Origin of the sequence: Mycobacterium sp. (assembly GCF_032159565.1) — a bacterium.
Classification (GTDB): domain Bacteria; phylum Actinomycetota; class Actinomycetes; order Mycobacteriales; family Mycobacteriaceae; genus Mycobacterium.
Genome location: NZ_JAVHWR010000233.1, coordinates 1 through 24,753, shown reverse-complemented (window position 1 = coordinate 24,753; position 24,753 = coordinate 1). Strand labels below are relative to the sequence as shown.

Sequence of the window (24,753 nt, the reverse complement as noted above, 5' to 3'; positions counted from 1 at the left end):
GGTTGACCGATCAACTGACGGGTGAGTCGTTTGCGGCGAAAGCAAAGGCGGTGATCAATGCCAGCGGGGTGTGGGCGGGGGAGGTCGACACCTCGATCGCGTTGCGGCCGAGCCGTGGCACACATCTTGTGTTCGACGCCAAGACTTTCGGTAATCCGGCTGCGGCGCTGACGATTCCGATTCCCGGTGAGCTCAACCGTTTCGTGTTCGCGATGCCGGAGCAGCTGGGCCGGGTTTATCTGGGACTGACGGACGACGATGCGCCGGGCGCGATACCCGATGTCCCTGAGCCCACTTCGGAGGAGATCGGCTTCCTGCTGGACATCGTCAACACCGCGTTGGACGTCAAGCTCGGCCGAGATGACGTCATCGGTGCCTACGCGGGGCTGCGGCCGCTTATCGATAAGTTGGGGGCTGACGACAGGAGCATCGGCAAAACTAACAGCCATACCGCGGACGTGTCACGTGACCATGCCGTCGTGGAATCACCGTCTGGGTTGCTCAGCGTGATCGGCGGCAAACTGACGGAGTACCGCTACATGGCCGAGGATGTTCTCGACAAGGCCGTCGAATTGCGGGGTCTGTCGGCAGGCGGCTGCCGGACGCGAAACCTGCCGCTCGTGGGTGCGCCGTCGAATCCGGTTGCGACGCTTCGCGTTCCCACTGACCTACCATCATCGCTGGTCGCGCGGTTCGGCGCCGAGGCGCCGAACGTCATCGCCAAGGCCACCTGCGACCGGCCGACGGATCCGGTTGCCGACGGCATCGATGTGATTCGCGCGGAGTTCGAGTACGCGGTGACCCACGAGGGCGCTCTCACTGTCGACGACATCGTCGATCGGCGCACCCGCATCGGGCTGGTCGACTCCGACCGGGACACGGTGTTGACTGTCGCGGAGGAACTGCTCGCAGGAGGTGCACGATGAACTGGATCCCCACCCCCGAAAGGCTGGAGATCCACTTCACCCCATATCAATTCGGCATCGCCCTGCCCGAGACCAAGACCGTGTCGTGGGCTGCGCTCGCCGACCTGCTTGCGCCCGTCATGACCGGCATCACGCAGGCCTGACTCCATGCCGGCGGGATGGAGTTCACCCGCCGGGCGAACCGACGGCTACGAGGCCATCGCGTCGTAGAGCCGCGCAATGTCCGCCGGCGCCACGTCCGATCCGCACTGCTGGCGCAGCGTGCGCAACGGCGATGCGATGCGCTGCAATTCGGCCCACTCCGACGGGTGGCCGACGAAGTAGTTCCGGATAGCGGCCTCGGCTCCGCCGCCCTGGCCGCCTGCGTCGGTGACGGCCCTGTTGGCGTCTGGATGAGCGGCGAACCACTGTCCGGTCTGCCCCCCCACCGCGCCGATCGCGTTGCTCAGCCCGGAAACGGTGCAGTCGGCGTCAGCCGAAGCCGTCGGCATTGCGACGGTGCCGGTCAGTCCCGCCAGCGCTCCCGCGGCAATCACGCCGACGATTCCGCGGTGCATCGTGATTCCAGAAAATCGCATACCTCAACTCCTCTGTCGGGGCCCTGCAGGTTTCCCCCAACGCAATGGGCCGCTACCCACAGTACGGAAGCGAGGATTGCCGAGGTCTGCTTACAGCGGAATGTTCTTGTGCCGCCCGCGGCGTGCAGGCGCCTCGGCCAGTGCCTGCGTCAGCCTGCTGCGGGTGTGAGCCGGATCGATCTTCTCGTCGACCACGCCGATCTCGATGGCGGAATCCACACCGCCCGCCATCCGCTCGTGCTCGGCGGCCAGCTCCTCGTGCAGTGCCTCGCGCTCGTCGTCGGGCGCAGCGGCCAGCGCGCGCTTGTGCAGGATGCCGACGGCGGCCTTGGCGCCCATCACGGCGACCTCGGCGTCCGGCCACGCGAACACCTTCGTCGCGTTGAGCGAGCGTGAGTTCATCGCGATGTAGGCGCCGCCGTAGATCTTCCGGGTGACCAGCGTGACACGGGGGACGGTGGCCTCACCGAACGCGTGCAACAGCTTCGCGCCGCGGCGAACCACGCCGCCCCATTCCTGGTCGACACCGGGCAGGTAACCGGGCACGTCGACCACAACGACCAGCGGGATGCCGAACGAGTCACACAGCCGCACGAAACGTGCCGCCTTCTCGGCGCTTTCGGAGTTCAGGCAGCCGCCCAGCCGCAGCGGGTTGTTGGCGAGCACGCCGACGGTTCGCCCGGACAGCCGGCCGAGACCGATCACCATCGACGGGGCCCACTTGGCCTGGAACTCCTCGAAGGGGGCATCGGAGTCGAGCAGCGCTTCGACGAGCGGGTGCACGTCGTAGGCACGGCGAGGCGAATCCGGCAGCAGGGCGTGCAGGTCGGTGTCGCCCGCCTCGGCCTTGCTGCGGTCGAAATGGCCCTGCTGGCAGAACAATCCGACCAGCCGACGGCCGCGCGCATAGGCGTCGGGCTCATCGTCGGCGACGATGTGGCACACTCCCGACTTCTTGTGGTGGGTGTCGGGTCCACCGAGCGACGCCATGTCGACGTCCTCACCGGTTACGCTGCGCACGATGTCCGGGCCGGTGACGAACACCCGGCTGTCAGGAGCCATCACGATGACGTCGGTGAGCGCGGGGCCGTATGCGGCACCGCCTGCGGCGAAGCCGACGACCACCGAAATCTGCGGGACGTAACCGGAAGCCCGGATCATCGCCTCGAACACCAAACCGACTGCGTGCAATGCCCGCACGCCCTCGGCGAGTCGGGCACCGCCGGAGTGCCAGATGCCGACGATCGGGCTCTGCTCCTCGATGGCGGTGTCGTAGGCGTTGACGATGTGCGCGCAACCCTCCACGCCCATCGCGCCACCCATCACGGTCCCGTCGGTGCAGAACGCCACCGTCCGCATACCGTTCACGGCGCCTGCGGCGGCGAGCACGCCGGAGCGGTCACGCTCGTGCAGGAATTCCAGGGTGCAGTCGTCGTCGAAGAATGCCTTCAGACGCAGAACCGGATCGCGCGGATCCAGCGATTCGCCGACTGCCTCGGGGGCCGTGATTGTCATCGAAACCTCCTGTCGCGCCGAATTATCGGGCGTTCAGTACTTCCCGAAGGTGAGCGCCACATTGTGCCCACCGAATCCGAACGAGTTGTTGATCGCGTAGTTGTAATTGCCGGGACGCGGCGAACCGGCGACGACGTCGAGGTCGATGTCCGGGTCCAGGTTCTTCAAGTTGAGCGTCGGCGGGATGACACCGTCGCGCAACGCGAACACCGTCAAGATGGACTCGACCGCGCCGACCGCGCCGACCGAATGTCCGAGCGCGCCCTTGGGTGCGAAGACGGCAGGCTTGTGGCCGTGCATCGCGTTGTTGATCGCCTTGCCCTCGGCTATGTCGCCGACGCTGGTGCCGGTGGCGTGCGCGTTGACGTGGTCGATGTCGGAGGGCTGCAGACCGGCGAGCTGGATCGCCCGAGTCATGGCATGCCCGGCCTGCTCACCGTTCGGATCGGGTGCCACGATGTGGTAGCCGTCCGAGGTGATGCTGGCGCCCATCAGCCTGGCCAGGATGTTGGCGCCACGGGCCTTGGCGTGCTCTTCGGTCTCGATGACGATCAGCGCGCCTGCCTCGCCGAACACGAACCCGTTGCGGTCCTTGTCGAACGGGCGGCACGCACCCGCCGGGTCGTCGTTGGTGGTGGACAGCACGATGCGCATCTGGGCGAACCCGGCGATCGGCACCGCCTCGATCTTGGTCTCGACCCCGCCGCAGATCGCGACGTCGGCCTCACCGAGCACGATGTTGCGCCATGCGTGCGCGATGCCCTCGGAGCCGGACGCGCAGGCCGAGATCGGGGTGACGACCCCGGCCCTGGCCTTGCGTTCCAGCCCGACCGCGGCGGCTGCCGAATTCGGCATGTACATCTGTACCGCCAACGGAGACACGCCACGCAGGCCCTTGGCCCGCATGGCTTCGTACGCGAAGAGCAGCTCTTCGCTCGACCCCATGCCGGTCCCGATCGACACCATCAGCCGCTTGGGATCGACGTCGGGCTCCCCGGCGTTCTTCCACACGCGCCTGCTCATCACCGTCGACATCTTCTGCAGATACGACAGCCGACGCAGTTCGACCCGCGTCAGCTCACCGTCGAAATCCTCCAGCAGATGCCCCCCGATGCGAACGGGAAGGTCGTACTCCTCGACGAACGAATCACCCAGCAGGCGAATGCCGCTCTGTCCCTCGAGGAGCTTCTTCCACGTGGCCTCCGCGTCGGTCGCCAAAGCGGTCGTCATGGCGACGCCTGTGACGACAACGTTGGGGAAGCCGTTCCCCGTAGCCAGCCCACTCATTTCGCTGCGATGGTTCCTTCCCCCCAACGCCTCAGTACTTGCCGAAGGCAAGAGCGACGTTGTGTCCACCGAATCCAAATGAGTTGTTGATCGCGTACTTGTAGTCGCCGTACCGGGGCTCGCCCGCGACAACATCCAAATCGATTTCCGGATCGGGTGTCTCGTAGTTCAGTGTCGGCGGGATGACACCGTCGCGCAGAGACAAGACCGTCAGCACGGACTCGAGCGCACCGACCGCACCGATGGAGTGGCCGAGCGCCGACTTCGGCGCATAGATCGCGGCATGTTCCACACCGGCGACCCGAATGGCATTGGCCTCTGCGGTGTCACCGATGGGGGTGGCCGTGGCGTGGGCGTTGACGTGGTCGATGTCCTTGGGCTCCAGGCCGGCAAGCTCCATCGACCGCTTCATTGCGTGGCCGGCGCGCAGACCATCGGCGGCGGGCGCCACCATGTGGAAGGCGTCGGACGTGATGCCTGCACCCAAGAGCCGGGCCAGCGGCTGTGCGCCGCGAGCCTTGGCATGCTCCTCGGTTTCGATCACCATGAGCGCCCCGGCCTCGCCGAACACAAACCCGTCGCGGTCCTTGTCGAACGGACGAGAAGCGCCCTCGGGGTCGTCGTTGCGGGTCGACATGGCGCGCATCATCGAGAACGCCGCGATCGGCAGCGCCTCGATGCCGCCCTCGACACCGCCGCAGACGGCGATGTCGGCATCGCCCATGACGATCTGCCGCCACGCGTGGGCGATCGCCTCGGAGCCCGACGAGCAGGCCGACACCGGTGTCATGACGCCGGCGCGGGCACCGAGCTGCAGGCCAATGACCGCCGCAGCACCATTCGGCATGATCATCTGAACGGCAAGCGGCGACACCTTGCGGGGGCCGCCCTCGTTCATCAGGTCATAGGTCTCGACGATCTTCTCGCCGCCGCCCAGGCCGGTGCCGACAACAACGGCGAAGCGATCCCCGTCGACCTCGGGTGTTCCCGCGGCGTCCCAGATCTGGCCGCCGAGCAGCTTGGCCATCCGCTGGACATACGACATGCGCCGCAGGTCCAGCCTTCCCATGTGGTCGTCGACGTTCTCCTTGAGGTGGCCGCCGATACGCACGGGCAGGTCCCACTTGGTGACGAATTCGTCTTCGAGGACGCGGATGCCGCTCTCGCCTGCCAACAAGCCCTTCCACGTGCTCTCGATTTCCGGCGCGATCGATGTCGTCGCCGTGACGGCGGTTACCACAACGCTGGGGAAACCGCCGTTAGCAGTGGAAGGCCTGGTCACGGGCGATCCGCTTCGATCTTCTCGCGCAGCGCAGCAGCGGCCTCAGGGTTTTCTTCCTCGAGCTTCTGGATGTAGCTGACGACGTCACCGACGGTGCGCAGGCCTGCGAGGTCCTCGTCGGGGATCTTCACGCCGTACTTGTCCTCGGTCTGCACGGCGATCTCGACCATCGACAGCGAGTCGATGTCCAGGTCGTCGACGAACGACTTCTCCGGGGTGACCTCCGACGGCTCGATGCCGGTGACCTCTTCGATGATCTCGGCGAGACCGGAGATAATTTCTTCCTGAGTGGCGGCCACTATGGCTCCTTCTAATTGGTTGTGTTACTGCGATTTACGTTGTTATGCGGTTGTACTGACTCCAGCGGCGCCGGAAGTCACACCTCTAGAGCTCGGTTAGCCCGTCCAGGTCGGCAGGGCCTTTGACGGCATGCGTCGGAACCCCTTTGAGTTCTCGCTTGGCGATTCCGGCGAGTGTCCCGGCGGGCGGGAACTCGACGATCGCGGTCACGTTCGAATGGCGGAGCGTCTCCGTGCACAGATCCCATCGCACCGGCCGGGTCAGCTGGGCGACCAGCTTGCTCATGGCATCGGCCCCCGAGGCGACGGGCTGTCCGTCGGCGTTCGACAGCAGGGTGGCCGTCGGCTCGGACGTCGCAACGCGCTCCGCGGCGGCGGCGTAGCCGTCGGTGGCCGACGCCATGTAACGCGTGTGGAACGCGCCCGCGGTGGCGAGCGCGCGGACGCGCGCCTTGGCGGGCGGATCCTCGGACAGCTTGCTCAGTGCGGCAAGGCTGCCCGCCGCCACGATCTGACCGGCCGCATTGCGGTTCGCGGGCACCAGGTCGAGTTCCTCGAGGCGGCTCAGCACCTCGGCCTCGTCACCGCCGAGCACCGCGGACATGCCGGTGGGCTCCACAGCGCAGGCCTTGGCCATCTCGGCGCCGCGGGTGGCGGCCAGCGCGACGGCGTCGTCGCTGGAGATCACTCCTGCGACCGCGTACGCGGCGATCTCACCAACGGAGTGGCCGGCTGCGATGAAGTCCCGGTCGGCCAGCAGGCCGCGCTTGGTCAGCTCTTCCCAAGCCAGCAGCGTCGCCGCCACCACCAGTGGCTGCGTCACCGCGGTATCGGTGATCTCCTCGGCCGTCGCGGTGGTACCGAGGCGGGCCAGGTCGAGACCGCTGGACTGCGACCAGGTGGAGATACGGTCAGCCGCGCCGGGCAGCTCAAGCCAGGAGGCGAGCATGCCGGGGGTCTGAGATCCCTGGCCGGGAGCAAGCATTGCGAGCACGTCTCTAAGGAAACACTGAGGGAACGGATCTGCGCCGTGTAAGAGATTATGAACCTGGTCTTATCTTTTTGTGGAGAACCAACAAAACAGCATGTGATGCGACTCCATCGATATCGGGCCGAAATCTGTTACCCTGCCCGGTCCGCCTCAACTGCGGCCTCCGGGGGCCTCGTTATCTGGCCAGCGGGCACATTCGACGTGCTGGAATGCTGTGCTTGCCGCGTCAGGCGGCCCACTGTCGAGGCCACCCGAAGGACATAAGCGTCGCGCGGAGTGGTCGGATCGCGGCCGGTGAAGTCCGCGATGCGCTTGAGGCGGTACCGCACGGTGTTTGGATGAACGAACAGTGCGCGCGCACATGCCTCGATCGCGCCGCCGGAGTCCAGATATGCGTCCAGGGTCTCGGTCAACGCCGGTCCGGCGTCGCCGAGCGGCCTCATCACCTCGGTCTCCAACGCCGCGATCGCCGACGCATCGCCCAGCAGGGCCCGCTCGGGCAACAGTTCGCGGGCGGCGACGGGCCGCGGCGCACCCGTCCAGCCCGCGACCGCGTTCATCCCGGCGATCGCTTCGGTGGCGCTCCAGTGCGCGGCCGACAGCGTGGGTGCGGTCGGCCCGATTACCACCGGCGCGTCGGCGAAGACGCCGACCAGTTCGCCGAGGAAACGGTCCGTCAGCGTCAGCGGGCCTGACACGATCGTCACCAGCCAGGTCCCGTGCACGTCGGAAAGGGCTGCACGTCCGTGCCTGTTGACGACGTCGTGGACGTCGTCGCTGGCCAGGTCGATGCGGTCGGGCTGCGGCATGCCGACGATGACGGTGGCGGCCGCGGTGGCGTCCCAATTGAGCGCCGCGGCCTGGGACTGCAGGTCCGGTCCGGTGTGGCCGCGGACCACCGCGTCGACGATGTTGGCCTCCATCCGGGTGTCCCACGCACCTCGCGCCTCTGCCTGGTCGGCGTAGGCGGTGGCGGCGGCGAACGCCAGATCGCGGCTATACCGGAGGATTCCGGCCGTCAATGCCGTCAGCTGGTCCTCCGAGCGGGCCAGTAGCGGCACCACTTCTTCGAAGAACTCCATGGTGACCCGCACCATCTCCACGGACTGCCGCAACGCGATGCGTCTGCGCAGATCCTGCGGCACGACCTCGAATGCCTGCGCCGTGTAGCTGACGTCGCTATTGGGATTGTGCATCCACTCCACGAAGTTGACCACCGCGGTCTGCACCACCAGCTGAACGCTGGCCCGCTGCGACGCCTCGAGGTCGCCGAAGAACGGCAGCCGTTCCTCGAGAACGTGCACCGCCTGCGTGGCCAGCCGCCCGGAGTACTGGTTCAACCGGCGCAGCACCGATTCGGGGACGGTCTCCAGCACCTCCAGCGTGGAGGCGGGCGGGATGAACCGGTTGTCGGCCATCCCTAAAAGCTACGCCACCTTTATGGCGGAATCCTCCAAGGACGGTCGCGGGTCACGCCACCCCGGGATCGGATGTCTGCTCCGGCGCCGCCAGCACGTCGTCGATCTCGTACTTTTTGGCGGCCTCGATGGCGACCGACTGGTCGATCTCGCCGTCGGCGGCCAGCGCCTCCAGCACCGCCACCGCCACCGACTCGGCGTCGGTGTTGTAGTAACGCCGCGCCGCGGGCCGGGTGTCGGAGAAGCCGAAGCCGTCGGTGCCCAGCGTGGCGTAGGAGTTGGGCATCCACGGCCGGATCTGTTCTGGCACAGCACGCATCCAGTCCGATACGGCCACGGCGGGACCGCGGGTGTCGGCGAGCGCCTGGGTGATGTAGGGCACCCGCGCCGGACGATCCGGATGCCGCAGCTTCTCCTTCTCGATCTCAACACCGTCCCGGTTCAGCTCGCCCCAGCTGGTGACCGACCAGACGTCGGCGGCCACGTCCCATTCCGAGGCCAGCATCTCGGCGGCCCGAACGGCCTCTGGCATGGCCACTCCCGACACCAGGATGTGGGCCTGCTTCGACTTCTGCTCCGGAGCCGGCCGGTAGCGGTAGATGCCACGTAACAAGCCCTCCACGTCCAGCCCCTCCGGTTCGGCCGGCTGCTTGTACGGCTCGTTGTAGATGGTGATGTAGAAGTAGACGTTCTCCGGATCCTCGCCGAACATGCGGGCCAGGCCACTCTCGACGATGTAGGCGATCTCGTAGGCGAACGCCGGGTCGTAGGCCACCACGGCCGGGTTGGTGGCGGCCAGCAGCAGCGAATGCCCGTCGGCGTGCTGAAGCCCCTCGCCGACCAGCGTGGTGCGCCCCGCCGTTGCCCCGAGGATGAAGCCGCGGGCCATCTGGTCGGCCGCCGCCCAGAGCCCGTCACCGGTGCGCTGGAACCCGAACATCGAATAGAAGATGTAGAGCGGGATCATCGGTTCGTTGTGCGTCGCGTACGCCGTGCCCGCCGCCGTGAAGGTCGCCGTCGACCCTGCCTCGTTGATGCCTTCGTGCAGGATCTGGCCGATTTCACTTTCCTTGTACGCCAGCATCAGGTCGGCATCCACGGCCGTGTACAGCTGGCCGTTGCGGTTGTAGATCTTGAGGCTCGGGAACCAGGAGTCCATGCCGAAGGTGCGCGCCTCATCCGGAATGATTGGCACGATGCGGGGGCCGATCTCCTTGTCGCGCAACAGTTCCTTGAAGGTGCGCACCATCGCCATGGTGGTCGCGACCTCTTGGTTTCCCGACCCCTTCTTGAGCGCCTTGTAGACGTCGCGGGGTGGCAGCGTCAACACCTTCGACTTGGTCCGTCGCTCCGGCACGAAGCCGCCCAACGTCCGTCGACGGTCGAGCATGTATCGGATCTCGGGTGCGTCCGGGCCGGGGTGGTAGTAGGGCGGCAGGTAGGGGTTCTTGTCGAGTTCCTCGTCGCTGATCGGGATGCGGATGGCATCGCGGAACTGCTTGAGGTCTTCCAGGGCAAGCTTTTTCATCTGATGAGTCGCATTGCGGCCCTGGAAGTGGGCGCCCAGCGAATAGCCCTTGATGGTCTTGGCCAAAATCACCGTCGGCTGACCCTTGTGCTCGGTGGCGGCGCGGTAGGCCGCGTAGACCTTGCGGTAGTCGTGGCCGCCGCGCTTGAGATTCCAGATCTCGGTGTCCGACATCTTGTCGACCAGCGCCTTGGTGCGCGGGTCGCGGCCGAAGAAGTGGTCGCGCACGTAGGCGCCGTCGTTGGCCTTGTAGGTTTGGTAATCCCCGTCGGGGGTGGTGTTCATCAAGTTGACCAGGGCGCCGTCGCGGTCGGCATGCAGCAGCGCGTCCCACTCACGGCCCCACACCACCTTGATGACGTTCCAGCCGGCGCCGCGGAAGAACGACTCGAGCTCCTGAATGATCTTGCCGTTGCCGCGCACCGGGCCGTCCAGGCGCTGCAGGTTGCAGTTGATCACGAAGGTCAGATTGTCCAGCGCCTCGTTGGCGGCCACCTGGATCAGCCCGCGGCTCTCCGGCTCGTCCATCTCGCCGTCGCCGAGGAACGCCCACACATGCTGGTTGGAGGTGTCCTTGATGCCGCGGTCATGCAGGTAATGGTTGAAACGGGCCTGGAAGATCGCGTTCATCGGGCCGAGGCCCATCGACACCGTCGGGAACTCCCAGAAGTCGGGCATCAGCCGCGGATGCGGATACGACGGGATGCCGCCGCCGGGATGGCTGTGCTCCTGGCGGAAGCCGTCGAGCTGGTCGGCGGTCAGCCGACCCTCCAGGAACGCGCGTGCGTAGATGCCGGGAGACGCGTGGCCCTGGATATAGATCTGGTCACCGCCGCCCGGGTGGGACTTGCCTCGGAAGAAGTGGTTGAAGCCCACCTCGTAGAGCGCCGCCGAGGAGGCATACGTCGAAATGTGCCCGCCGACACCGACTCCCGGCCGCTGCGCGCGGTGCACCATGATCGCTGCGTTCCACCGGATCCAGGCGCGGTAGCGACGCTCGATCTCCTCGTCGCCGGGGAACCACGGTTCGAGTTCGGTCGGAATGGTGTTGACGTAGTCGGTCGAGGTGAGCGACGGGATGGCCACTCGCTGCTCGCCTGCGCGCTCGAGCAGCCGCAGCATCAGATAGCGCGCCCGCGCTGGGCCCTGCCGTTCCAGCAACTGATCGAAGGATTCCAGCCACTCGGTGGTCTCTTCGGGGTCGATATCGGGCAGGTAGCTCGCAACGCCTTCACGGATGACGCGCACCCGGTCGGGTTCGGCTGCGGTGCCGGAGTTTTGGGCCAGGTCCTGGCGCGCGAACTCGGTGGTCAACTTCCACTCCTCGTCTCCAGGTATAGGCCTCGACAACCCCTATCGTCCACCCATCGTGCCGCACTTGCACTGCCGGTGGTGGCTAGTGGAATGAACCGCCGACCAGCCGTCCAAACCGGTAACGTCTGCAGACTGTGCAGACGGGGGCGCTTACCAGGTCATGGCGGCTGCGGATCGTCGCTCAGGCGGTCGGCAGCCTGGCCGGTCTCGCCATGATCATCGTCGGATGCAGCTCCGTCACCGAGGGCTCACCCAAGGTGAACCCGAACGACGCGCCGGTCTACCGGGCATCGGTTTCGGCGTCCAGCGAGGAGTCGGCCGCCTCGTCGAGCTCCAAGGAGTCCGAACGCCAGAAGTCGTCGTCCACCGAGGCGGTGCACAGCTCGTGCGAGGCGCTGAGCACCAGCAGCGTGGACTCGATCACCGCGGTCAACGACTACGTCAAGGCTTTCAATGACAGTGCTCCGGATGCGGCGGCTAAGGCCGGCCCTGCCATCGACTCCCTCAACCACAGCGCAGACCTCGTCGCCCAGAGCATCAGCGACCCGCTGTCGCCCCAGCTGCGGGATGCGCTCAACGCCTGGGTCGACGCTGCTCGGGGCGTCGCGAACGCCATCGCGGGCAACTACGGGCCCGACGATTTCAACGCCGCGGTGTCCAAATTGAACGACGTCAAGACGACGGCGCTGGACATGTGCGACGCCGCATATCGATGAACCTTGAGCGCCCGGCGTCGCCAACCATGCGGGTCGTGCGACGATAGGACGATTCTACGAGCAGTTGAAGGAGGACCGACGGTGGTCGCGGCGGAGGACGCCCCGAACTTCGCCCTACGGCTGGGCATCCAAAAAGATCAGGTTGTGCAGGAATTGGGCTGGGACGACGACGTCGACGACGACATCCGGGCCGATATCGAGGACGCGTGCGGCGGCGAGCTGCTCGACGAGGACGCCGACGACGTCGTCGACGTGGTGTTGCTGTGGTGGCGCGACGACGACGGCGACCTGGTCGACAGGTTGATGGACGCCATCACACCGCTGGCCGATGACGGTTTGATCTGGGTGTTGACTCCCAAGACGGGCAAACCGGGCCACGTGATGCCCGCCGAGATCGCCGAATCGGCGCCGACGGCCGGGCTGATGCAGACGTCGTCGGCCAACCTCGGCGACTGGAGCGCCAGCAGGCTGGTGCAGCCCAAGTCCAAGGCAGCGGGCAGGCGCTGAGTGAGCGCTTGCGCGAACGACCGGCGGCCGTAGTGCTGGACACGGGAACCGAGGCTCCCGACTTCACGCTCAAGGACCAGAACGGGCAACCGGTCACCCTCAGCGACTTGCGCGGCGGCAAAAACGTGCTGCTGGTGTTCTTCCCGCTCGCCTTCACCGGCATCTGCCAGGGCGAGCTGGACGAGATCCGCGACAACGTGGCCGGCTACCACAACGACGACACCGCCACACTGGCCATCTCGGTGGGACCGCCACCGACGCACAAGGTTTGGGCCACGCAGAGTGGTTTCACCTTTCCGCTGCTTTCCGACTTCTGGCCGCACGGCGCGGTCGCTGCGGCCTACGGGGTGTTCAACGCGGACGCGGGCTTCGCCAACCGCGGCACGTTCGTCGTCGACCGCTCCGGAATCATCCGGTTCGCCGAGATGAAACAGCCCGGCGAGGCGCGCGATCAGGCGGTATGGACCGATGCGCTGAAGGCCCTGGAGTCGGCTTAGGAATTTCCGGTCGCCGGTCGTTGGCGTGTAGCCTGCACCGGCACGGGCGCGTAGCTCAGTGGTAGAGCTCTGGTTTTACACACCAGCGGTCGGCGGTTCGATACCGTCCGCGCCCACCACGATTCATGGAGTTCAGCGAGATTTCGCGATCAATTTGGGTCGAAGGGCGAACCCCCGCTGTGCCAAGAGTGTGCCAACCGGGTTCGCCATATGGTCGATCGCAGAGATACGGGTTTTAGTCAGAGCTCGGCGTTGGCAACGGGAGTCCCGCCGAAAAGCACGTGGGTTGCACGACCAAGAGTCGCGCCCCGCCGCGTAACCGCCGCCAGAAACCGAGATGAAGGCGGGGGTGGATGTCCTCGAGCCAGGGGAAGGAACGCCAAGTCGATCCACCGCAATGCAAGCAATTCAGATCAAGAAGTCTCCGGACTCACCGGGATGCTTCAGGGGCACTGTTAGCCAGCGGAACCGCTTCGCGTTGGCCCTGGCCAGGTTCACCCCCACTCATTTCCCCTTCGTCAAACTGAACTGAATGGTTAATCCACCGGGAGGGTCTTGGGGGCATGCAACTGGGTATGTGACGACGCTTGTGCCGGACAGCGTCGCCGCATCGAAGGAGCTGTTCTCCGTGGCCGTTTCGATGGTGCCGCTCCAGCAATGAACAGTGTTCTGTACCGGGCCCATGATCCAACTGCCGTTCACAAGTTGCGCGTCTGTGCTCCAGCCTTTGCTGCTGGTCACGTGGCGGCAATCTGGTCCGCAGGGGGTGAAGGTCCAGGTGGCCGGTGCTTTGCCATCGCTCCACATGATGGTGTACGCGCCATCGAGATCGTCGGCACACGCTGGACAGGCGAAACCGACGGCGGCGCCCGCAAGAACTACTGCCGCGGTGAAACCCGATGTGAGGTGCATGATGGTCCTATACTGAACTCAGACCTCTGCTCCCGCATGCGATCTCACAAACGGTCGCCAACGGAACGGTAAGATCTGTACCGCTCGTCGTATCCGCGGTCGGCTAGCACTGTCTTCGCAGTCTTAGTTCGTCGGCGTACGCGGTGGTTCATCGCGTCCGCCACCGTACTACCGACATGCTAGGTGCCTTACGTGCCGGAAATCGCGGTTCCCGGATGGGGTCCGCACGTTGCCGAAGGCAGAAGTTGCACCAGCGACACATTCGCCAACAAGGTCAGAGCGCTAAGACCTCTCATGCGCCACAGAAGGACCGGACTCGTCGATCACCTCATTTCCGAGATCGCCACGGCCCACGAGTTCGCCCCAGAAATACTTTCCAAGAAAAGCGTTTACCTCACTTCAAAAGTGCTGACGGTTTTTCCTTTCGAAACTAATCCTAAGTTACCTTTAGGTTGACCCTCCCTGGTTCACAAGCAGGGTTCGTGAGGCCCGAGCACAGACTTCCCGTTGCCAGCGATCCACCGGCCGCCATCAGCGGCTTCACGCAGTTCGGATGCGGCTGCGGCTGGTTTGACGAAATTTCTAGACGGCTGTCAAGGGAGTGCTAAATTCCCGGTCATGACTACGACAATCGAGCCCATCGAAACTACCGATTCTTCCGATATCAAAGAAACCCGGATAGGCCGTCTTCGGATTTTGGTGCATCCGGGCTCAGGCTCCGGTTCGGAATGCACCGGCACATGCGGGTGCATGTGCGTGAGAGAGAACGATGGGCCCTAGAACCGCCTCCGGTAGTGCCTGCCCAGGTTAGCTCTCGCTCCAGTAGCCAGCGGGAGACCGTTGCCCGCTCAGTGCTGGATGTCCTGCCAGGAGCATTCGAGGCGCTCGATTACCAGGCGCCCTTTCTTATCGAGAAGCTGGTGAAAGATCGCTTTGTCGACACTCCTGACGAGGCTTGCGCGCTTTTCACCGAAGTCAAGCGCTACCTGGTCCTAACCCACGTCGACCAAACGACGAACTGGAAGATGCACTCGCTGTGCGTGGATGAGGCTTGGCACCAATTCGTACTTTTCACCGCGGAGTACAGCGGTTTCTGCACCAAGTTTTTCGGTTGCTACCGCCACCACTTTCCGAGCAACGCGCCGAACGCCGGCCTCATGTACATCCCCGAGGCGACGTTAGCCGAGTTCGGCGACCGATACCGTGACATCTTCGGCACGGATTTGCCGCAGGTATGGGACGACTCGAGTTGGGTAACTCCACACCGGCGTGTCGTGAACCGCGATTGCGAACAAGTGGCGTTGGACTCGGTCGACAGGATGGTCGCCTTGATCGACCACGACGGTCGGCCTCTTCTCAGTGTCAGCGAAAACGCACGGGAAGCGCTGCGTTTCCTTGCCATTACAGGCGCCTTCTATGTCCGTGAATTGCCCGGCCACTTGACCGATGAGGAGAAGGTCGCTCTGGTGGCCGCATTGGTGAAACTAAAGGTCCTCCGTGTCGGTTGACAGCGCCGCGCCGCTTGGCGCCGTGCGCCGTGCGATGGCATTGGCGGAATTCAGCCCACGTCTACCCTCGGACGACGGACAAGGCCCAGGAGTGCTCAGTGAAGCTCGATGACCTGTGCGAACTGTTTGACCGGCAGGAGTTCCCCCAATCGCACGTGCGCGAGCATCCAGACAGGGATGCAGTCCTTGCTGCCCGATCGGCGGTAACCGCGGCTGTTCGTGACGACGAGTTCCTCGTCGATTGCGTGGCATACGAGCTGACCCGGCTTAAACAACCGGGTCTGCGTCCGGGGTTGGTTCCATTCTTCATCTTGCCTGAATTTGGGGTCCGCTTTGCACTTGGCTACTGGCCGCCAGGTCGCAGTGCCGGGGCGCACGAACACACGGCCTGGACAATCACAGGCGTCTGTCACAATCAGCTGACAGTCCAGACGTACGACCGCGATCAGTCGTACCGCCATCAGACGCTGGTGCCGAAAAATCGCTTCGATGCTCTTGCTGGACAAGTCGGCTTCATCTACGAACCGTGCATCCACGATCCACGCAACCCGACAGACCGCTGGTCGCTGTCGCTTCACGTCAGCAGCCCGCGCGACGGTGAGCAGCTGACAGACCAAGAACAATGTCTGCCAATTCTCGATGAATACTTCACTCGCCAGCGAACTGATTATGGTGCCCCCTACGAGGAGGTTGTTGCGACTCGACGGCGGCAGCTCAAGATCCGTGCGATCGCCGGATTCCTCGCACAGGTCGATGCCGTTCCGGTGGCGGACTTGTTCGAGCGGTGCGTCCAGCAAGGTTCCTCAGCAACCGGCCGCTTCATCCACGGCTTGGGCAGAACTGACCTCATGAACGGCGGTCGGCCTACGGCGCGCACCCTCGCTCGTTGCCACGAGAGTTTGGTTCTCAGCTATCGAGAAACCGACGATTTTGTTGCTCTTGGCGTCGAGACACAGCGTGGTTGGGTAGAAGAATTGGCCGTTTCACGCGTCGCACGTGAGGCGATTGCTTTCTGTATTGGCGCACCCCGGTTCGATGTGCTCGAGCTACCGGGATGCCTAACCGATGACGAGCGATGGGCGATCGCAGACGCATTGGAAGAAAGCGGACTGTTCACTGTTGCCGCCAGTGAATGACATCGTTGCCGAAGCCGTGGGTGTAGTGCAGGGAGTCGTTGCCGCGCGCGAGGATTTCTTTCGCCGACGGTGTGGCTCCAACCCGGAAGCACTGCGCTGCCTCAATCGCACGCACCGCCCGTGGTCTTCCATCCCTCCACACCGACCACAACTGCCGACATCGGCGTTGCCAACCGACGGCCGCTGTCCATAGGAGAAACTCATGTCGTTGATCGGAACCCTGCGGGGGGACCCCGGCGCCGGCGGCCCGGTCGGCGAGGGCCAATCACGCATACACCGGCTCCTCGGCACCAGCGCGGCCATGGCGGCGCTGCTGATCATCGCGGTCACAGTGGCTGGCTGCGAAGGGCCTCATCCGATCGCATCCACGCAAACAACTTCACCGCAGCGCGCGGCGACCTCGCTGGCGCCGCTGGTGGCGTCCGACCAGCTGGACTCCATCCTGCTAACCGTCGCGGACGTCAACGCCGCGATGGGCGCCTCGGGCATGCAACCCACCACGCCGATCGCTCATGCGCCACGGGAGGTGGTCGAGCGGACGCTATCCAATCCCGACTGCCTGGGCGCCTTCTTTGTCGGCGAGCCGCCCGCGTATCAGGGGAGCGGATACACCGCGGCCAGCATCGTGACGCTGCACGAGATGGTAAACAACCCCGACCACCGCCTCGGGCAGGCGGTTGTGAGCTTCCCGTCGGCCGATCGGGCGCTGGCCTTCTTGAAGACCTCGGTGGGCGAATGGCGGGCCTGCGCCGGAAAAACCCTCGTCGCAACCCACCTGGAGCAGGTCTACCGGTGGACCGTAGGAAACCTGGTCGGGGATGCCCCGGCGATTACGCAGTTGAACACGCTCGAAGGCGGCAACGGATACGTTTGCCAGCACGTGCTGCGCGCGGTGTTGAATGTGGTCCTCGACGTCAATGCCTGCGGATATCAGATCAGCGACCAAGCCGGCCGGATCGCCGAAAAGATGGCGGCCTCGGCCACCCGGCAAGCCCACTGACGGGCGACCGCGCGGCGGACGGGACGATACTGCTCGGCCCGCGTTGGCGCACTTGAGGATTCATCCCAGGTCTATCCCAACCACGAATCTATCCGAAGATCCCCGGGAACCCGCCGGCGAACGGCCGCAAGTAAAGTTAGATAATCGCCCGTGGGAATTCAGATTTCTGACGCCCGCACTCGCCGGTTCCCGCCGGCCCATTCACGATGGTGGACGACGACCGCGGTTTCGAAACGGCCCGCAACGGAGGGCCACAAGCTAGCGTTTTCGGCGTCCGAGTTCGTCGATGTGGAATGCCGAAATGCGTTGATTAAGGCCAGTCCCTATGCCCGCCATCCTCCCAGCCCCCGATGAGCGTGACGACCAGCCGAGGCTGCCATACATGGCTCGCTGGCTCGAACGGGTCACCAACCCTGTCGGTAGCACGAAGTATTTAGAATCGAATTACCAAGACGTGCAACAAGAGCACTGAGGACAACGACACTTGACGAGCAGGACATCAGTAGACGTATTAGTTGTCGGCACCTCGATTGACCCCCATATCGAGGCCGTCACTTCGCTCCTGCCTGGAAAGCTCGCGGTTGCCCGGCTCGACGTCGACCAGTATCCGTGCGACAGAGCGCTGACGATATCGCTGAGCTCATGCCACCGACACATCGACCTGGAGCGGGGCCAGGACCGTGTCGATCTCACCAGCGCAAAAGTGGTTTGGTTTCGTCGCTTCGGACCACCGGTGCTGGCCACCGGTGTGCCCAGCGAATATCGCAGGTTTTGTCTGGCCGAGGCCGAGCATCTGCTCGATGGCGTGATTTCGCTGCTTCGGCCCGCAGTCTGGATCAACGAGTACTGGTCAACGCGACGCGCGTCGACTAAGCCTTATCAGTACTCGGTAGCCGCTGATGTCGGCTTTGTTACGCCGCAGACGTTGATCACGAATAGCGCGTCCTCCGCGGCGGAATGGATAGCGAACAGATCCGAAATAGTTGCAAAGACACTGTCCACGCCAATCATCACAGATGACGATGATGAACGGGGCTTCGCTTTAACACATGTCTTGTCGGATAGCGACAAGTCTGATCTACAACCGGTCTCGGTCACGGCAACACAGTTTCAGGATCTGATAGATGTCGGCTACGAGCTGCGGATCACAAGTATTGGCGACAAGAATTTTGCGGTACGCATTGACAGTGAGGCCGCTGAAGTGCACGGCGTCAGAGATTGGCGAAGCGAGAAAATCAAATCGAGGTACTCATGGTGCGAGTTGCCAAGCGACGTCGACGAGAGGCTCACACGGCTCCACCGCGCACTGGGCCTGAGCTTCGCAGCCAGCGACTTAATCGTCGATGAGCACGGCAAACACTACTTTCTCGAAACCAATCCACACGGTAGGTGGAGGTGGTTAGAGAAAGCGCTTGGTTCTTCGCCCATAACCGAGTACTTCGCCGAATATATTACTAAGGGCACGATGGCAGGAATCTAGTACGAAGTGCAGCAGGATTGTCACTCTGCGTCAGCCATATCTCGGCGCCGCCGCGAAGAATTAGAGCTGTCCCTGTGAGTGATCAATCGCCGCGCAACGTGGGTCGCCCCGGGGCTTCAATTCAGCCAACGATGCCGTGGAATCGGACACTGCTGGGGGCACTTTCTTCGGAGTCTCCGCGATTGTGCGGTTTCGGACGCGAATCGCCCGCAGATCGTCCGAATCCGCACAGTCACCCGCGGCGATGCGCCGGCTACACGCTGACTTCGTCAAGCAGGCATTCAGCGACAAAGGCCCCAAGCGGACCGCACGGACTGAGAATCAGCGCAGATCATAGGCTCCTGGGGCACATGATGACACCGCGGTACGCGTGCGCCGCGCAGACTGTAAATTTAACGGCGAATACCCGGGTGTCCTCCGCAGGGTGGCAATGCTGATTCTCTCAAGACTCTGATACGACCAATATGCCCGGGTGCCAACTCCTGGTCTTCCTTTATTCGGCGCTTTATGGGCCGGAATGGGCAGAACTCAACCGGTATCGATCGGATTCATCAACAGCGAATAACGCTGCTGCACAACATAAACCGGACCTTTGGCTACTCAACCGGAACCATCATTCGCTAATCCGTTGGTCGCAGGTAGTGCCCTGTCATGCGGGACGATCGACCGACGGCCCGCCGGACGGCGTGAGGGGTCATGAGTCTCAGAGCTAAAGAATTGCGACTGGTGGAGCGGGAAGGTTTGGACAACATCCGTTCTGCTTAGGACCACGGTGAGCCCACTAACCGTCCGGAAACCGGACAGGTCCGAAACTCCGTTGAAGGCCGAGGTGCGTGAGGCTGCCTCGCATGGATGACGCGACAAAGGAATACGCCGGCAAGATCGAAGCTGCGGTTTGGGAACAGATTTGGGAACAAAACTCTGCGAAACCGCCTAAAACCAATGCGACCACGTGATGGGCTCGCTGGGTGAGTACGCCTGGGGCGGAGCGCCGAGCACCGTGTTCTGGTTCGACGACCCGGCGGAGGAGCTGATCGGCATGCTGCCGACCCAACTGGTGCCCTCGTCGACCCACCCGGTACGCCGGGAGATCCGCGTGCTGACCTACCAGGCGCTGACCGAGTGAAGCTCCCCGACTTCGCCTACCACCGGCCTTCGACAATCGATGAGGCCCTCGATCAGCTGGGGGAATTCGGGGACGACAGCACTGTGCTGGCCGGCGGCCAGAGCCTCGTCCCGCTGCTCGCCCTCCGTCTGGCTCGTCCCGAGCACGTCATCGACATCGGCCGCATCGCCGCGCTGGCTGCGATCACCGAAGACGAGGGCGGTCTCCTCATGGGCGCGCTCGCGCGTCACACGGACGTAGAGGACTCGCCCGTCGTGCGTCGGGCCCAGCCTCTGGTGGCCGCGGCCATGCCCCACATCGGCCATCGGGCCATCCGTAACCGCGGCACCGCGTGTGGGAGCATCGTCCATGCCGACCCGGCCGCCGAGCTCCCTGCCGTCGCCTTGGCGGTGGGCGCCGAAATGATCGTGCGAAGTCGTGACGGCGAGCGGACCGTTGCCGCCGCCGATTTCTTCCTCGGGTACCTCTCGTCCGACGTCAACGACGACGAGGTGCTCACCGGCGTGCGCTGGCCCATCTGGCCGAGCTCAGCCGGGTGGTCGGTGCAGGAGGTGACCCGGCGGCACGCGGACTACGCTCTGGTCGGTCTGGCTGCCTCGCTCGACGTGGACGGCACCGGCCGGGTTGCCGCGGCTGCGCTCTCCTTTTTCGGCGCGGCCAGCAGGCCCGTCCGCGTCAGCGAAGCGGAGGACTTGATGCTGGGCGAACCGCCCACGGCCGAGCTCTTCGCCGAGGCGGCCAGTGTCGTCACCCGATCGCTCGAGCCGCCCGACGACAACCATGCCAGCGCCGCCTACCGGGCCCACGTCGCCGGCGTCCTCACCCGTCGCTGCCTCGCTGAGGCTCACACCCGAGTGGGCGCGGCATCATGACCGACCTCCACCGGATCGCCGTCAGGGTCAACGGGGGGGACGAGGAGCTCGAGGTCGAAGCCCGCCGGACGCTGGCCGACGTGCTCCGCGAGGACCTCGGCTTGACCGGCACCCACCTGGCTTGCGAGCACGGTGTGTGTGGGGCCTGCACCGTCCGCGTCGACGGCCGGGCGGTGCGTTCGTGCCTGATGTTGGCGGTCCAAGCGGACGGCACTGACGTGGAGACGGTCGAGTCCCTCGCCGAGGACGGGGTGCTCCACCCGATCCAACAGGCGATGTTGGAAAATCATGCGTTCCAGTGCGCCTTCTGCGCGCCGGGCTTCCTCATGACCATTCGCTGCCTGCTTGATCACAACCCGACGCCCACCCGGGAGGAGATCCGGAAGGAGCTGTCGGGGAACCTCTGCCGGTGCACCGGGTACCGGAGCATCGTCGACAGCGTCGAGGCCCTCCTGACCGGTCACCTGGGGGTAAGTGACCATGCGTGAAGCCATCGCCGGCCGGTTGGTCGGCGCTCGGGTCCAGCGGGTCGAGGACCCGCGGTTGCTGACCGGCCGGGGTCGCTACGTCGACGACCTGACGGTGCCGGGCATGGCCCACGCGGCGTTCCTGCGCAGCCCCTACCCGCACGCGCGCATCGCGGCCATCGACGTGGCCGCGGCACAGGCGCTGCCGGGCGTGCGGGCGGTGTTGACCGGTGCGGACATGCAGACCATGACCGGCGCCTTCCTGGGAATGATGCCGCTCGATGGGCTGTACGACCCGCCGTTCTTCGCGCTGGCCGTCGATCGGGTCCGCCTGGTGGGCGACCCGGTGGCGATCGTCGTGGCCGACACCCGCCGCGTCGCCGAGGACGGGTGCGAGCTGATCGAAGTCGAGTACGAGGCGCTGCCCGCGGTGGCCACCATGGCCCAGGCTCAGGACGCGTCGCGTCCGCCCATCTGGCCCAAGGCCGGCGGCAACGTGCTGTACCGGGCCATGAACTCCTATGGCGACGTCGATCAGGCCTTCGCCGATGCCGACCGCGTCATCACCCAGACTTTCGAGCAACACCGCCACTCCAACCAACCCATGGAGACTCGCGGCACCGTCGCCGAGATCGACCCGGTGACCGGTGAGCTGATCCTGCACTCGGCCACCCAGTCCGCCCACAGCATGCGCTGGGCTGTCGCTCTCCTGCTGGGCAACCAACCCATCTGGCAGTCACTTCGCAAGCTGGCCACCAATCGCGAGCACACCAGGAAGTTCGGTGCCGGCGCCCGCGCCTACATCAAGGCCAACCCGTCGCTCCTCGGCATCAGCAAGCAGATGATGCCGGCCATGACCAAGGCGGCCATGCGCGAGCCCAAACGCCTGTCGTACATGATGCGCTCGATGCTGGCCCTGGTCGCCAAGGATCCGGGCGAGATCCCGACCGTGATCGCCGGCGACATCGGCGGCGCCTTCGGCGCCAAGACCGGGGTGAGCCGGGAGGACGTTGCGCTGTGTGCGGCCGCCCTCCACCTCGGGCGGTCGATGAAGTGGATCGAGGACCGCAATGAGCACCTGACCGTCGGTGGGCAGGCCCGGGAGGAGACCCTCAAGATCCAGGTCGCGGTGAAGAACGACGGGACCATCCTCGGCTTCCGGGTGAGCATGACCATGGATGTCGGCGCCTACCCGGGCTTTCCCGTCGGAGCGCCGTTGTACGCCCGCACCATCGAGGTCATGATCCCGGGGCCGTACCGGCTCCGAGGTCTGGAGTTCGAGACGGTGCTCACCGCGTCCAACAAAGGGACCTACGTGGCCTACCGCGGGCCGTGGGCCGCCGAGACATGGGTGCGCGAACGGATGATGGACGTCCTCGCCCGGCAGCTTGGGATCAGCCGGGCGGAGGTCCGCCTCCGCAACATGATCGGCCCTGACGAGCTTCCGGCCAAGATGGTCACCGGGCCGGCCCTCGACGTGCGGATGTCCGCACGCGTCACCCTGGAGAAGGCCCTCGAGCTGGCCGACTTCGCTGGGTGGGAGGCGCAGAAGGAGGCGGCGCGCGCCAAGGGCCGGTGCGTGGGTATGGGCTTCGCCACCTACATCGAGGCAGCGCCCGGGCCGCCTGGATTCTTCGACTTTGTCATGCCCGCGTTGGGCGCCATCGGCTCCGCGGAGCCGGCCCGGCTGGTGCTCGAGGCCGATGGGATGGTGACCGTCCACACCCAGCAGGTGCCCCACGGCCAGGGCCATGAGACCACGTTGGCTCAGGTGGCCGCCGATCAACTCGGCGTCCCGATGAGCGGCGTGCGCGTGCAGTACGGCAACACCCGTGTCGCGCCGTTCGGGATAGCGGGCACCGGCGGGAGCCGGTCGGCGGCGATGGCGGGCGGCGCCGTGACGGTCGCGGCAGCGGAGCTCCGCGACCGCATCGTCGACGTTGCCGCTGATCTCCTCGAGGCGTCGCCGGCCGACCTGTTGGTCGAGGATGGGCGGGTTTTCGTGCAGGGCACGCCGTCCATCGCGGTCACGCTTCCCGAGGTCGCGGGCGAGGCCATGCGCAGGGGTCCGGAAGTGCCGGGCGGCGGCGCCATGCTCGTCAACAGCCAGTGGGACGGCGGCGAGGGCGGGTGGGCTCAGTCCACCCACGTGTGCTGGGTCGAGATCGACCTCGAGACCGGGCAGGTGGCCATCGACCGCTACCTCGTGGTCGAGGACTGCGGCGAGCTGATCAACCCCGCCATCGTCGACGGTCAGATTCGAGGCGGCGTGGCGCAAGGCGTCGGCGCGGTGTTGTACGAGAAGTCCACCTACGACGACGACGGCAACTTCCAGGCCGGCACCTTCATGGACTACCTGATTCCGACCTCGATGGAGATACCCGAGATCGAGATCCACCACGTCGAGACGCCGTCGAGCATCAAGGCCAACTACCGGGGTGTCGGGGAGGGTGGCATGATCGGCGCGCCGGCGGCGATCACCAACGCCATCGAGGACGCGCTCTCGGAGTTCGGCGTAACCATCACCGAGCAGCACCTACCCCCGACCCGGATCCTCGAGCTCGCCGGCGTGATTCCTGCTCGACGCTGACCGCAGACCTCTGGACGGTCCCGACCGGACGGGTTATCTCGAGACGATCTCGACCAACTCTTCGAGTGCGTTGAGATTGTGGCCGTCGACGAGCTCATCGATGTACGGCAGTGCGGCGGCCATACCGCGCGCCAGCGGAGCGTAGCCGGGTGACGCCTTCAGTGGGTTCACCCACACCACCCTGTAAGCCACCCGCGACAGGCGCGCCATCTGATCGGCGATGACGGTCGGATCGCCGCGCTCCCAACCATCGGAGAGAATGACCACCACAGCGCCCCGGGACATTCCGCGCATGCCCCAGCCGTCGTTGTAGGCACGCAGGCTATCGCCCAGTCGAGTGCCTCCGGACCAGTCGGCTGCTGCGACACCGGCACTCTTCAGGGCTTGATCGGGGTCGCGGGACGACAATTCGCGCGTCAACCGGGTGAGACGTGTGCCCATGGCGAAGGCTTCGACACGTCGGCGACCGGCGACCGCCGCGTGCATGAACCGCAGCAGCGCCCGGGAGTACCTGTCCATCGACCCGCTGACGTCGCACAGCAGAACAAGCCGGCGTGGTTGCAGCGACGGCGCGTACCACGCTCGCCGGATGGGCTCGCCGCCGGTGCGTAACGCATGGCGCACCGTCGCGCGGATGTCGGGTGCGTGGCTCCGCCGCCGCCTCGCGGGCCGACGCCGCCTGCTGCGTCGCATCGAGGCGGTAGCCCGAAGCCGGGCCATCAACTGCTGGGCCTCGGCGAAGTCGGCCGCGGTGTAGTCACCGAAGTCTTTGCTGCGCAACAACTCTACCGGGCTGTACCGCAG

At 65.2% G+C, this 24,753-nt stretch carries 23 protein-coding genes and 1 tRNA gene; 14 read left to right on the top strand and 10 right to left on the bottom strand.

Features of this window, described 5'->3' with window-relative positions; translation table 11 throughout:
- Positions 1–926: glycerol-3-phosphate dehydrogenase/oxidase (locus QOC76_RS31210; protein WP_526363900.1), on the top strand; the 926-nt coding region annotated here is incomplete at its 5' end.
- Complete coding sequence (locus QOC76_RS31205) at positions 923–1,069, top strand: hypothetical protein (RefSeq protein ID WP_526363898.1); 147 nt, start codon at positions 923–925, stop codon at positions 1,067–1,069. The genes QOC76_RS31210 and QOC76_RS31205, both read left to right, overlap by 4 nt.
- A 45-nt stretch (positions 1,070–1,114) precedes the next feature.
- Here the strand turns inward: QOC76_RS31205 and QOC76_RS31200 are convergent, their stop codons facing one another.
- From QOC76_RS31200 to aceE, 8 genes are all read right to left on the bottom strand, one after another.
- Entirely contained in the window at positions 1,115–1,504 is a 390-nt protein-coding gene (locus QOC76_RS31200; RefSeq protein ID WP_526363896.1) for a hemophore-related protein, read from the bottom strand.
- A gap of 90 nt (positions 1,505–1,594) precedes the next feature.
- Entirely contained in the window at positions 1,595–3,019 is a 1,425-nt protein-coding gene (locus QOC76_RS31195) for an acyl-CoA carboxylase subunit beta (RefSeq protein WP_526363894.1), read from the bottom strand.
- Positions 3,020–3,052: 33 nt separating this feature from the next.
- Entirely contained in the window at positions 3,053–4,306 is a 1,254-nt protein-coding gene (gene kasB / locus QOC76_RS31190) for a 3-oxoacyl-ACP synthase KasB (RefSeq protein ID WP_526363892.1), read from the bottom strand.
- Between the two features lie 31 nt (positions 4,307–4,337).
- Positions 4,338–5,588 (bottom strand): 3-oxoacyl-ACP synthase KasA, encoded by a 1,251-nt coding sequence (gene kasA / locus QOC76_RS31185; protein WP_526363890.1) that lies wholly within the window; start codon positions 5,586–5,588, stop codon positions 4,338–4,340.
- Positions 5,585–5,887: a meromycolate extension acyl carrier protein AcpM gene (acpM, locus tag QOC76_RS31180; protein ID WP_526363888.1), complete on the bottom strand. Its 303-nt coding sequence runs from the start codon at positions 5,885–5,887 to the stop codon at positions 5,585–5,587. The genes kasA and acpM overlap by 4 nt, the downstream gene beginning before the upstream one ends.
- A gap of 85 nt (positions 5,888–5,972) precedes the next feature.
- Positions 5,973–6,881, bottom strand: coding sequence for an ACP S-malonyltransferase (locus QOC76_RS31175; protein ID WP_526363886.1), 909 nt, complete (start codon positions 6,879–6,881; stop codon positions 5,973–5,975).
- A gap of 128 nt (positions 6,882–7,009) precedes the next feature.
- Positions 7,010–8,296, bottom strand: coding sequence for a PucR family transcriptional regulator (locus QOC76_RS31170; protein ID WP_526363884.1), 1,287 nt, complete (start codon positions 8,294–8,296; stop codon positions 7,010–7,012).
- 52 nt (positions 8,297–8,348) lie between these two features.
- The gene (aceE, locus tag QOC76_RS31165; RefSeq protein ID WP_526363882.1) at positions 8,349–11,138 is read right to left on the bottom strand and encodes a pyruvate dehydrogenase (acetyl-transferring), homodimeric type; all 2,790 of its coding nucleotides are present in this window, start codon (positions 11,136–11,138) and stop codon (positions 8,349–8,351) included.
- Between the two features lie 134 nt (positions 11,139–11,272).
- Between aceE and QOC76_RS31160 the strand changes: the two genes are divergently transcribed.
- The 4 genes from QOC76_RS31160 to QOC76_RS31145 all read left to right on the top strand — a co-directional run bounded on the left by QOC76_RS31160 (position 11,273) and on the right by QOC76_RS31145 (position 12,977).
- On the top strand, positions 11,273–11,854 hold the full coding sequence (locus tag QOC76_RS31160; protein WP_526363880.1) for an Rv2240c family protein: 582 nt from the start codon (positions 11,273–11,275) through the stop codon (positions 11,852–11,854).
- An 81-nt stretch (positions 11,855–11,935) separates the two neighbouring features.
- Positions 11,936–12,361, top strand: coding sequence for a DUF3052 family protein (locus QOC76_RS31155; protein WP_526363878.1), 426 nt, complete (start codon positions 11,936–11,938; stop codon positions 12,359–12,361).
- A 32-nt stretch (positions 12,362–12,393) separates the two neighbouring features.
- Complete coding sequence (locus tag QOC76_RS31150; protein ID WP_526363902.1) at positions 12,394–12,858, top strand: peroxiredoxin; 465 nt, start codon at positions 12,394–12,396, stop codon at positions 12,856–12,858.
- A gap of 44 nt (positions 12,859–12,902) precedes the next feature.
- Positions 12,903–12,977: transfer RNA gene (locus QOC76_RS31145), tRNA-Val, on the top strand.
- Positions 12,978–13,362: 385 nt separating this feature from the next.
- Here QOC76_RS31145 and QOC76_RS31140 read toward each other — a convergent pair.
- Positions 13,363–13,770, bottom strand: a complete 408-nt coding sequence (locus QOC76_RS31140) for a hypothetical protein (RefSeq protein ID WP_526363876.1) — start codon at positions 13,768–13,770, stop codon at positions 13,363–13,365.
- Between the two features lie 851 nt (positions 13,771–14,621).
- Here QOC76_RS31140 and QOC76_RS31135 point away from each other — a divergent pair.
- From QOC76_RS31135 to QOC76_RS31100, 8 genes are all read left to right on the top strand, one after another.
- Positions 14,622–15,278, top strand: coding sequence for a UCP032817 domain-containing protein (locus QOC76_RS31135; protein ID WP_526363874.1), 657 nt, complete (start codon positions 14,622–14,624; stop codon positions 15,276–15,278).
- 98 nt (positions 15,279–15,376) lie between these two features.
- Positions 15,377–16,414, top strand: a complete 1,038-nt coding sequence (locus QOC76_RS31130) for a cupin domain-containing protein (RefSeq protein WP_526363872.1) — start codon at positions 15,377–15,379, stop codon at positions 16,412–16,414.
- A 202-nt stretch (positions 16,415–16,616) separates the two neighbouring features.
- Positions 16,617–17,414 (top strand): sensor domain-containing protein, encoded by a 798-nt coding sequence (locus tag QOC76_RS31125; RefSeq protein WP_526363870.1) that lies wholly within the window; start codon positions 16,617–16,619, stop codon positions 17,412–17,414.
- A 484-nt stretch (positions 17,415–17,898) separates the two neighbouring features.
- A complete protein-coding gene (locus QOC76_RS31120; protein WP_526363868.1) occupies positions 17,899–18,894 on the top strand; it encodes an MvdC/MvdD family ATP grasp protein in 996 nt (331 codons plus the stop codon).
- Between the two features lie 952 nt (positions 18,895–19,846).
- Positions 19,847–20,020, top strand: coding sequence for a hypothetical protein (locus tag QOC76_RS31115; RefSeq protein ID WP_526363866.1), 174 nt, complete (start codon positions 19,847–19,849; stop codon positions 20,018–20,020).
- Positions 20,017–20,892: an FAD binding domain-containing protein gene (locus tag QOC76_RS31110; RefSeq protein ID WP_526363864.1), complete on the top strand. Its 876-nt coding sequence runs from the start codon at positions 20,017–20,019 to the stop codon at positions 20,890–20,892. Before QOC76_RS31115 ends, QOC76_RS31110 begins: the two co-directional genes overlap by 4 nt.
- Positions 20,889–21,380: a (2Fe-2S)-binding protein gene (locus QOC76_RS31105; RefSeq protein WP_526363862.1), complete on the top strand. Its 492-nt coding sequence runs from the start codon at positions 20,889–20,891 to the stop codon at positions 21,378–21,380. Before QOC76_RS31110 ends, QOC76_RS31105 begins: the two co-directional genes overlap by 4 nt.
- Entirely contained in the window at positions 21,373–23,949 is a 2,577-nt protein-coding gene (locus QOC76_RS31100) for a xanthine dehydrogenase family protein molybdopterin-binding subunit (protein WP_526363860.1), read from the top strand. The genes QOC76_RS31105 and QOC76_RS31100 overlap by 8 nt, the downstream gene beginning before the upstream one ends.
- 33 nt (positions 23,950–23,982) lie before the next feature.
- Here the strand turns inward: QOC76_RS31100 and QOC76_RS31095 are convergent.
- The coding region (locus tag QOC76_RS31095) for a vWA domain-containing protein (protein WP_526363858.1) at positions 23,983–24,753 on the bottom strand (771 nt) is incomplete at its 5' end.